We start from the raw sequence: 9,355 nt of genomic DNA on the forward strand, positions 1-9,355 counted from the left end.
AGCATCCAGAGGTTCAAAAACCTTGCACTTTCGTCGGCGAGCGCCGGGCAAATTGGGAAACTAAGCGACGAAACTACTATTTTGTAAGCTGTGTGGCTTCTAGATTCGCTCTGGAGACTTATTCAGCAAGCCCTATTTATAGCGGAATTTGCTGATTCTAATGATTCAATCATTTTATTCATCTTATGAATTTTTAAAATTATATAAATCTGTATTTCTAATTTATACATTTTGTATTAAAGCATTTTTGTATTTTGTAAAATACTACCGCTATTTTCCTTACTTCAATGACTTTACAATAGTGCTTACCCCAAAATTTCTGCCAACTTTTCTAGCAATTCTTCAGCTAAATTCAACAACTCAATTTCATCAACTTCATCACTACTTCCGCGATTACTTTCTGCACACGCCACATTAGCAGCCAAAACATTTTTCACAGCAAAAATCCTATCTTCTTCAGATAGACTCAGACATTTTTCCAACTCTACAGCAATTTCTTGGATTGTCCTTGAACCTAAACGCGCTCTCACTTTCACTGCTACCGCATCGTCACTTTCCAGCAGTTTTACCAAAGCTGTTCTCAGTCTATTATCCTGACTCGAAAACTTCTCAACGGCAACACGCACATATTCCCGCAAGCTCATGTTTGCCGCCAATGCCTTTTGTGCAACTACATCTGGTATATCTACCAGCAATACACCTTCGTTATTGCTGGCTTGATATAAGTCATCCCCTTGTTTGATGGCTACCAGCAAATCTGCACCCAAAGCGTGTAAATAGTGCAACACTGATTCTAATTCATGTTCCTTTAACGCCGACTCTAACTTGGACACCGCCGCTTGCTGCACTCCCAGTTTTTCCGCTAGCTGCGTCTGAGTCAATCCTGCTTTATTCCGTATTTCCCGCATGGCATCGGTGAGATAAAGGCGCAAATACTCTAACTTTCCCGCCAAAATCACCTCTGGTTCGTCACTGACTTTTTGCTGCAACCAAGCTTGAAAATTAGGCTTTTTCATGACTTTTCCCTTTGCTGCAATTCACGCAATCTCAGTCTTGCAGGTTCTTTATCTCTATCTTTGATCGCGTTGTCGTATTTCTTCATAAAAGCGTACAGCACCACAAACCTCTGAGGAGTAGCAGCCGTTAAGATAAACCGTGGATTATGTTCGCTCTTAGTCATCCGTAACTCATACAAATCATCTTCCAGTTTCTCAAAGATGCCACTGGTAAGTGATGCGAGTCCTTTGTTGCACAGGTAGCCAAGATTAACTTGCAGACGCTTGGTTTCAGAAGCACTCAGTAATGGCTTTGGTGGATTTTCTGGTTGCTCCTTTTCAGGAATCATCCTGATGAAAAAAGCCAGCAAATCTTTGGGGATTTCTCCATTGACATCTAGATAAAGTTCCCAAGTCCAGGTCACTTCCTACCTCACAGTATAGTATTCCTTATAAGGAATGTCAATTGTATTATTCTTTATAAGGAATATCATATAGAATCAGTGAGTGCAACTTAGGCAATAAAAATGGTGCGTTAAGCAAAGCCATAACGCACCCTACTTTTGAATGAGTTAGAGAGACGCGATAAATCGCCGTCTCTACAGCAAATCTATTCGTCAATTATTTCTTGACAGACTACTAACTCAACTCAATTGTTCAAATTTAAATTTCCCTTTAATAAACTTGTTAAAATATTGACCTTTAGACGGTGCATTATCTAAGTCCTCCTTGACACTAGGAGCTACTTTGAAATACTCGTAAACACTTCCACTATCAAATTCAATAGTCAGTGTTTGAGTTTTTGAGTCATAGCTAAATTGCTTAATAACGCTGCCTTCAGGCTTGAGTAAGGGGAAGGCGATCGCATCCCGAATACTGGCACAATCAGTTAATAACATTACCAACCGATCAATCCCAATCCCTAAACCACCTGTAGGCGGCATACCGTATTCTAAAGCTGTCAAAAAGTCTTCATCTACACCTTGGGCTTCTAAGTCGCCAGCCGCTTTTCTTTCAGCTTGGGCTTCTAGGCGTTCTCTTTGCTCAATGGGATCGGTAAGTTCTGAGAAGCTATTCCCAGTTTCTCGCCCGACGATAAATAACTCAAATCTTTCCACCAAACCAGGTTGAGAACGGTGGGGTTTTGCTAAAGGCGAAATTTCTACAGGGTAATCAATTACAAAGGTAGGTTGAATTAAATTAGCTTCTACCTTTTCTTCAAAGGCTAAATTTAGTAACTTACCAATCGATTGGCCTTCATCTACACCAGGAATCCCAGCATTTATACTTGCTGTTTTTGCTTCTGCCAAACTTGGGAAAGAATTAAAATCCAAGCCTGTAAATTCTTTAACTAAATCGTGCATTGTCACCCGCCGCCAAGGTGGTGTTAAATCTATAGGTTCTCCTTGGTAGGTGATTTGCAGCGTGCCGAGTACCTCTTGGGCGACAGTGGTAATCATCCCCTCAGTCAGCGCCATCATATCGTTGTAGTCGGCGTAGGCTTGGTAAAGTTCAATCGTCGTAAATTCGGGATTGTGTCGAGTTGAAATTCCCTCATTGCGGAAAACTCGCCCTAATTCAAACACCTTTTCAAAACCACCTACAATCAACCGCTTGAGATGGAGTTCTGTAGCAATTCGCAGATACAACTCCATTTCTAAAGTGTTGTGGTAAGTGATAAATGGCCGGGCATCTGCACCCCCAACTTCACTTTGCAAAACTGGCGTTTCAATTTCCAGAAAATCCCGTTCTTCCAAATAGCGACGAATCCCGGCAGTAATTTGAGCGCGACGGCGGAAAGTTTGCCGCACTTCCGGGTTAACAATCAAATCAACGTAGCGCTGACGGTAGCGCTTGGCAACATCCGTTAACCCATGCCACTTGTCGGGTAGGGGCAACAGCGATTTAGTGAGGATAGTATATTGTTTAACGTAGACAGATAACTCGCCCTTTTCAGTCCGTTTGATAGTGCCTTTGGCTCCCAGGATATCACCTGCATCTGTAAGCTGTTTCAGGTGATTAAAGGCATCGGCATCAATATCTGCCATGTTTTCTTGGATGCGATTTTTATCCAAATAAAGCTGAATTGTGCCTGTTTCATCTTGCAAAGTGAAGAAAGCCAATTTACCAAAAACGCGACGCGCCATAATGCGTCCAGCGATCGCAACTTCTAAATCAACTTCTTCACCACTGGATAAATCGGTAAACTTTTCTTGCAATTGCGCTACATGATGAGTAGATTCCCAACGATATGCATAGGGATTAGTCCCTAACTGCTTGAGCTGTTCTACTTTCTCTAGCCTAGCGGCACGGATATCTTCTTCCGACATGGTAACGAACTTTCAGGGGGCAAGATTAATTATAGATGCTGTAAAAGTTGACAATATGCAGATTTATTTCTATTGGTAAAATATCTTGACCATGCAAAGAATAAATCATTGTAGGGCTAGCATTGCAATGCCCACCCTACAGGTAACTAGGACTTTTGGTATATTCTTTGCCAAACAGTAAAACCCAAAAGGATAATGATGCTACTGGCTGTAGTCAGCATTACAGCAAAACTCATGCCTTGTATTCTCATGGCTAGCAAGTTGCAAACCAAAGTAATTGACCAAAGTGTAAACGCAGCATAGCGCTGAGAGAGTCCCCAAGCCAGTAAACGGTGGTGCAGATGGTCTTTGCCAGGAGTACTGAGAGGATTCTTTCCAGCCAGGAGACGGCGTACAAATACTTGAGTGGTATCTAGTACTGGTAATAGCAGAAATAAAACCGTGGGAATCAGGGCATAGATCGTGTTTTGTTGGAGTCTTCCTAAAATACTAGTAGCCGCCAGCACATAGCCAAAAAAGTATGCTCCGGCATCACCCATAATGATCCGCGAGGGGTGGAAGTTGTGGCGTAAAAAGCCTAGTGCACCACCAGCCAAGGCTGCTAAAACCAGTGTTGCCGCCGCACGATTGTTAAACTGGGCTGAAACCCCTAACAAACTCATGGCGGTAATAAAGCTGATTCCTCCCGCCAAACCGTCCATACCATCCATCAAATTGATGGCGTTGGTAATTCCTACTACCCACAATACTGTCAGGGACATTGACAGAAGCGAGTCGATGGGCGTACCAAACATCACTTTGATACTGATGCCATTAGCCACCAATAACAGTGCCGTAACAATTTGTGTCCATAAACGAACAGAGGCAGGTAAGCCGAACTGATCATCGATAAAACCCACAAGGACTAATATCGAACCCCCTAACAAAATAGTCAGCACCTGAGCCAATACGTTTTGGAGTTCGATAGGTCGTAAAAGGCTAGCTAATACCAGCGCGGCAATCACACCCGCGTAGATAGCCAGCCCCCCGGCATTGGGTAAGGGTTCTCGATTGAGTCGCCGGGCGTTGGGTTGGTCAGCCCAACCTACCCGCAAGGCAAATTTGCGTACTGTCGGAATCAAACGCCACGTTACAAGCCAAGCCAAGACGAATGTAAATACTACCGCCAACCAGCCGGTGCCGCTAGGGTCGGCAATACCAAGGGACTTAAGGGAGTTCTCTAGATTCATCTCCCAATTCAAGCATTACTGCCTGGATCTAATATGAGCATCACCTGTATATTAATCAATTTTTTATTTCCATTTATAAATTGAGCGGCTTGGAAGATTAGCACTCTTGACGTGTGAGTGCTAAATTGTCTAATGAAAGCGCTAGAAAAATAAAACATGGCGAAAATTATTGCATTTAACGAGGAATCACGGCGAGCTCTAGAAAGGGGTGTTAATGCCCTTGCTGATGCCGTAAAAATCACCTTGGGGCCTAAAGGTCGCAATGTCCTTTTAGAGAAAAAATTTGGCGCACCTCAAATTGTCAACGATGGTATCACTGTTGCCAAGGAAATTGAACTAGAAGATCCTTTGGAAAATACTGGTGCGAGACTGATGCAGGAAGTAGCATCAAAAACTAAAGATGTTGCTGGAGATGGCACCACCACCGCTACTGTTTTGGCCCAAGCCTTGATTCGGGAAGGTTTGAAGAACGTCGCGGCGGGTAGTAACCCAGTTAGCTTGAAGCGCGGGATCGACAAAACCATTGAGGCACTGGTAAAAGAAATTGCCAAGGTATCCAAGCCAGTAGAAGGAAGTGCGATCGCTCAAGTTGCCACTGTTTCAGCTGGCAACGATGAAGAAGTCGGTAATATGTTAGCCGAAGCAATGGAAAAAGTCACTAAAGATGGTGTCATTACCGTTGAAGAATCCAAATCCTTAACAACTGAACTAGAAGTAGTTGAAGGGATGCAGATTGATCGAGGCTATATTTCACCCTACTTCGTCACCAATAACGAGCGGCAGATAGTCGAATTTGAAAACGCCCGGATCTTGGTTACTGACAAAAAAATCAGTAGCATCCAGGATTTAGTGCCGATTTTGGAAAAAGTTGCCCGTTCTGGTCAGCCCTTGCTGATCATCGCTGAAGATGTTGAAGGTGATGCTTTAGCAACTCTGGTGGTGAACAAAGCGCGGGGTGTACTGGCCGTGGCTGCTATTAAAGCGCCTGGGTTTGGCGATCGCCGCAAAGCTTTGTTAGAAGATATTGCTATTCTCACCGATGGACAGTTGATTTCTGAAGAAATCGGCTTGAGCTTGGATACCGCTGCTCTAGAAGCGCTGGGAACTGCCCGCAAAATCACCATTGATAAAGAAACCACCACAATTGTAGCCGGTAGTACCACCAAGCCAGAGGTACAAAAGCGGATTGCTCAAATTCGCAGGCAGTTGGAAGAAACCGATTCTGAATACGATCAAGAAAAACTCCAAGAACGCATTGCCAAGCTTGCTGGCGGTGTGGCAGTGATTAAAGTGGGTGCGGCAACCGAAACCGAACTCAAAGACCGCAAACTGCGGATTGAAGACGCGCTGAACGCCACTAAGGCTGCTGTGGAAGAAGGTATTGTTCCTGGTGGTGGGACGACTCTAATTCACTTAGCCAAGGCAGTTGAGGCGATTAAAAACAGCCTAGAAGATGAGGAAGAAAAGATTGGGGCTGATATTGTCGGACGAGCGCTAGAAGCTCCCTTGCGCCAAATAGCAGATAATGCTGGTGCTGAAGGTTCTGTGATCGTCTCTCAAGTCCGGGATACCGATTTCAACATTGGCTACAACGCCGCTACTGGTGAATTTGAAGACTTGATCGCTGCTGGCATTATCGATCCTGCCAAAGTCGTGCGTTCAGCTTTGCAAAACGCTGGTTCCATTGCTGGTATGGTTTTAACCACCGAAGCGATCATTGTTGAAAAGCCGGAGAAGAGATCAGCTGCTCCTGCCCCTGATATGGGCGGTATGGGCGGTATGGGTGGCATGGGTGGCATGGGCGGCATGGGCGGCATGGGCGGCATGGGCGGTATGTTCTAACTTCTGCTCACCCAGATAATATTTTTTTAAACAGTTTGTCTTAACCAAGGCAAACTGTTTTTTGTACTAACCCTACGTATATTTCAAAATCAATAGGACTTACGCATAGGAAACGCTGTATCATTGTTTCAATCAATATTATTTATTGATTTCGGGTTTTTCAAAAGCTGTAGTCAACAAACCGATCAGTTTCATGGATACACTGATCAGTTTCATGGACAAACGCATCAGTTTTATGGACAAACACATCAGTTTCATGGATACACTGATCAGTTTCATGGACAAACCGATCAGTTTTATCAACAAAAGCATTGTGACTTAGAAACAAGATATAAAATTTAGTCAAAAAAGTGTTTAGAAATCGCACGCTAATTGCTTCAACGGGGGAACTCTCGCGCAGCGCTAGCTCTTCTACCCAAGGCTTTAGGGACTTTTAACAAAATCCCCTAACCCCCAATACAGTTCAGTTAAGCATTTTTTCCTTCTCTCTGTGTTGCGCCAGGTGCTACAACGGGGGGAACCCCCGCAACGCACTGGCTTCTCTGCGTCTCTGTGGTACCCTGCGGGAAGCCGCTCCGCGTCTACGTTAAAAAAATTGACTTTGACAAAGGATTTTAGTCTTAACCCAAGCGTATTGGGTCGCCACAAGCGGGGGGATCTTATCCGAACCGTATTGGAGCCACTGCGGTTATGAGATGGAAAGAAGGGGATTGAAAATTGGTGAAATTACTCAAATTTTAGTCTTTTTAAGAAAAATTAAATTGGATTACTATAGAAATTACCGTCTTTGTATTAAATTTTGTAAAATTACGTGGAAATGGTTGGTTTTCATTGGTCAATTATTTTTACCAATGACTAATGACTATTAGGTAATATTTAATGGCACGAAAACTGCGTCACCTCCCCAAAATAGTAACTAAGCGAGATGAAGATGAGTTCTATCACCAACCAGGAACTATACCAGGAACCATTATTATTGATGCAGATGCTCCACCACCAATAATTTTCTTGATTGACTATAATCAAACCAAATTTATCCGTGAACAAATAGCAAGTCCAGAGGAATGTATCCCCTATCTTGATACAGAATCTATTTCTTGGGTAGACGTACAAGGTTTAGGCAGTCAAGACATATTACAACGATTGGGTAAAGTTTTTAAGTTACATCCTCTCGTTTTAGAAGATGTAGTTAATGTGCCGGAACGTCCCAAAGCAGAGGATTATGAAGATCAATTGCTGTTCATTGCTCGGATGGTAGTACCAAAGGAAAAAACCTGTGGTTTTTACAGCGAGCAAGTGAGTTTGATATTGGGAAAATATTACTTGCTCACAGTCCAAGAAGAACCAGAACATGATTGCTTTGAAGCCGTGCGATCGCGGATTGAAAAAAACAAAGGTATCATCCGCAAACAGGGAGCCGATTATTTAGCTTACGCTGTGTTAGATGCGATTATTGATGGCTTTTTCCCGGTGCTGGAGATTTATGGGGAGCGAATCGAAGAGCTAGAGGAGGAGGTAATAGTTAAACCGACTCCGCAAACACTACAAAATATTTATCAAATTAGGCGAGAATTACTGCAATTACGCCGGGCTATCTGGCCGCAGCGGGATGCTATTAACTCTTTGATTCGAGATGGTAGTGAACTAATTAGTGATGAGGTGCGAATTTACTTGCGAGATTGTTATGACCATACGGTACAAGTAATGGATATGGTGGAAACTTATCGAGAACTAGCATCTGGATTAATGGATGTGTACCTTTCGGCAGTCAGCAACAAAATGAATGAAATTATGAAGGTACTAACGATAGTTTCATCAATATTTATCCCACTGACTTTTGTGGCTGGAATATATGGGATGAATTTCAGTACTGAAAAATCGCCATATAATATGCCTGAGTTGAATTGGTATTGGGGCTACCCGATTTGCTTGGCAGTAATGGCTGCGATCGCATTTAGCTTACTATTCTTTTTTTGGCGACGCGGCTGGCTGCAAAATTCTGTAACAATTAAGCGTAATTAAAGATGAGTCGAACATACATTCATTAGCACCGGGAGTTAAGATTCTGAGTTATGAGGAGTAGCGACCAGAATTTAGTTGTTTTAACAATTTATATTATCGGTGTTTCTTATGTGTTTAACCGCATGGTTGAATCCATCGATGACCAAGTTAAATTTGAGTTTAAAAAAGGAATTGTTGACGAACAACTCAAAGAGCAAAATCTCGACGATAAAATTGGAGTTTCCTTTAAACTCAAATCTTCATACGCAATTGACGATTTGAAAGATTTATCTATTAGCATTGAAAATAAATCTGATAATATTGCTGTATACGTTGACTGGGACAACAGTTCTTTGGTAGTTGAACATAGCAAACAATCGCGCCGAGTAATTCGGAAATCACCAGACTTAACCCGCGACTTAGCTGTACCCCAAAGTCCTAGCCTGATTGCCCCCAAGAAAACACTTTCTGAGACGGTGACAGCAGAAGACGTTTTCGAGCGCGATCAAGTCACTGGAACCTATTTAGCAAAGAAGCCACTAATTGATATCACCGGGCTGCAAAAAGGACAAAAAGGTTTGTACAACGACTTTATTAACAGAAGAAAGGAGTTGGACTTTTCTTTGCAACTGGTGCTACGGATATCTGAGGTGCGTTTAGGTCTAGCTCTAGGTCGTGATTTCCCTCCCATTAGTATTATCAATTGTCCTTTCACAGTCAGGAAGCTACCTTGGACTTACGCTCTACCTTGGAATAAAAAGAAGCAATAGCAACCAGACACAGACACACTACGCCATCGAAGATTACACTGGATCTAAGGAGAGAGTAGACGCAGGCAGTTGCAGATCAGTCATAGTTACTGGTTTGAGGAAAGTCCGGACTCCCGAAAGACCAAACTTGCTGGATAACGTCCAGTGCGAGCGATCGTGAGGATAGTGCCACAGAAAGATACCGCCAA

At 43.0% G+C, this 9,355-nt stretch carries 7 protein-coding genes; 3 read left to right on the forward strand and 4 right to left on the reverse strand.

All coding sequences use genetic code 11. The features are described from left to right. Positions 1-305: 305 nt before the first annotated feature. The 4 genes from ACEW80_RS34180 to ACEW80_RS34195 form a co-directional block, all read right to left on the reverse strand. Positions 306-1,016 (reverse strand): helix-turn-helix domain-containing protein, encoded by a 711-nt coding sequence (locus ACEW80_RS34180; protein WP_373530871.1) that lies wholly within the window; start codon positions 1,014-1,016, stop codon positions 306-308. Beyond that, complete coding sequence (locus tag ACEW80_RS34185) at positions 1,013-1,420, reverse strand: type II toxin-antitoxin system RelE/ParE family toxin (RefSeq protein WP_373530872.1); 408 nt, start codon at positions 1,418-1,420, stop codon at positions 1,013-1,015. Before ACEW80_RS34185 ends, ACEW80_RS34180 begins: the two co-directional genes overlap by 4 nt. 219 nt (positions 1,421-1,639) lie before the next feature. After that, a complete protein-coding gene (lysS, locus tag ACEW80_RS34190) occupies positions 1,640-3,325 on the reverse strand; it encodes a lysine--tRNA ligase (protein WP_373530873.1) in 1,686 nt (561 codons plus the stop codon). A 146-nt stretch (positions 3,326-3,471) separates the two neighbouring features. Further along, complete coding sequence (locus tag ACEW80_RS34195) at positions 3,472-4,554, reverse strand: MraY family glycosyltransferase (RefSeq protein ID WP_373530874.1); 1,083 nt, start codon at positions 4,552-4,554, stop codon at positions 3,472-3,474. A gap of 156 nt (positions 4,555-4,710) precedes the next feature. Here ACEW80_RS34195 and groL point away from each other — a divergent pair, with 156 nt between their 5' ends. The 3 genes from groL to ACEW80_RS34210 all read left to right on the forward strand — a co-directional run bounded on the left by groL (position 4,711) and on the right by ACEW80_RS34210 (position 9,167). After that, positions 4,711-6,396, forward strand: a complete 1,686-nt coding sequence (gene groL / locus ACEW80_RS34200; RefSeq protein ID WP_373530875.1) for a chaperonin GroEL — start codon at positions 4,711-4,713, stop codon at positions 6,394-6,396. Between the two features lie 879 nt (positions 6,397-7,275). Beyond that, the gene (gene corA / locus ACEW80_RS34205) at positions 7,276-8,418 is read left to right on the forward strand and encodes a magnesium/cobalt transporter CorA (protein WP_373530876.1); all 1,143 of its coding nucleotides are present in this window, start codon (positions 7,276-7,278) and stop codon (positions 8,416-8,418) included. 50 nt (positions 8,419-8,468) lie between these two features. Beyond that, the gene (locus ACEW80_RS34210) at positions 8,469-9,167 is read left to right on the forward strand and encodes a hypothetical protein (protein ID WP_373530877.1); all 699 of its coding nucleotides are present in this window, start codon (positions 8,469-8,471) and stop codon (positions 9,165-9,167) included. Positions 9,168-9,355 lie beyond the last annotated feature (188 nt).

The sequence above is a fragment of the Nostoc sp. genome (assembly GCF_041747015.1).
GTDB lineage: Bacteria > Cyanobacteriota > Cyanobacteriia > Cyanobacteriales > Nostocaceae > Nostoc.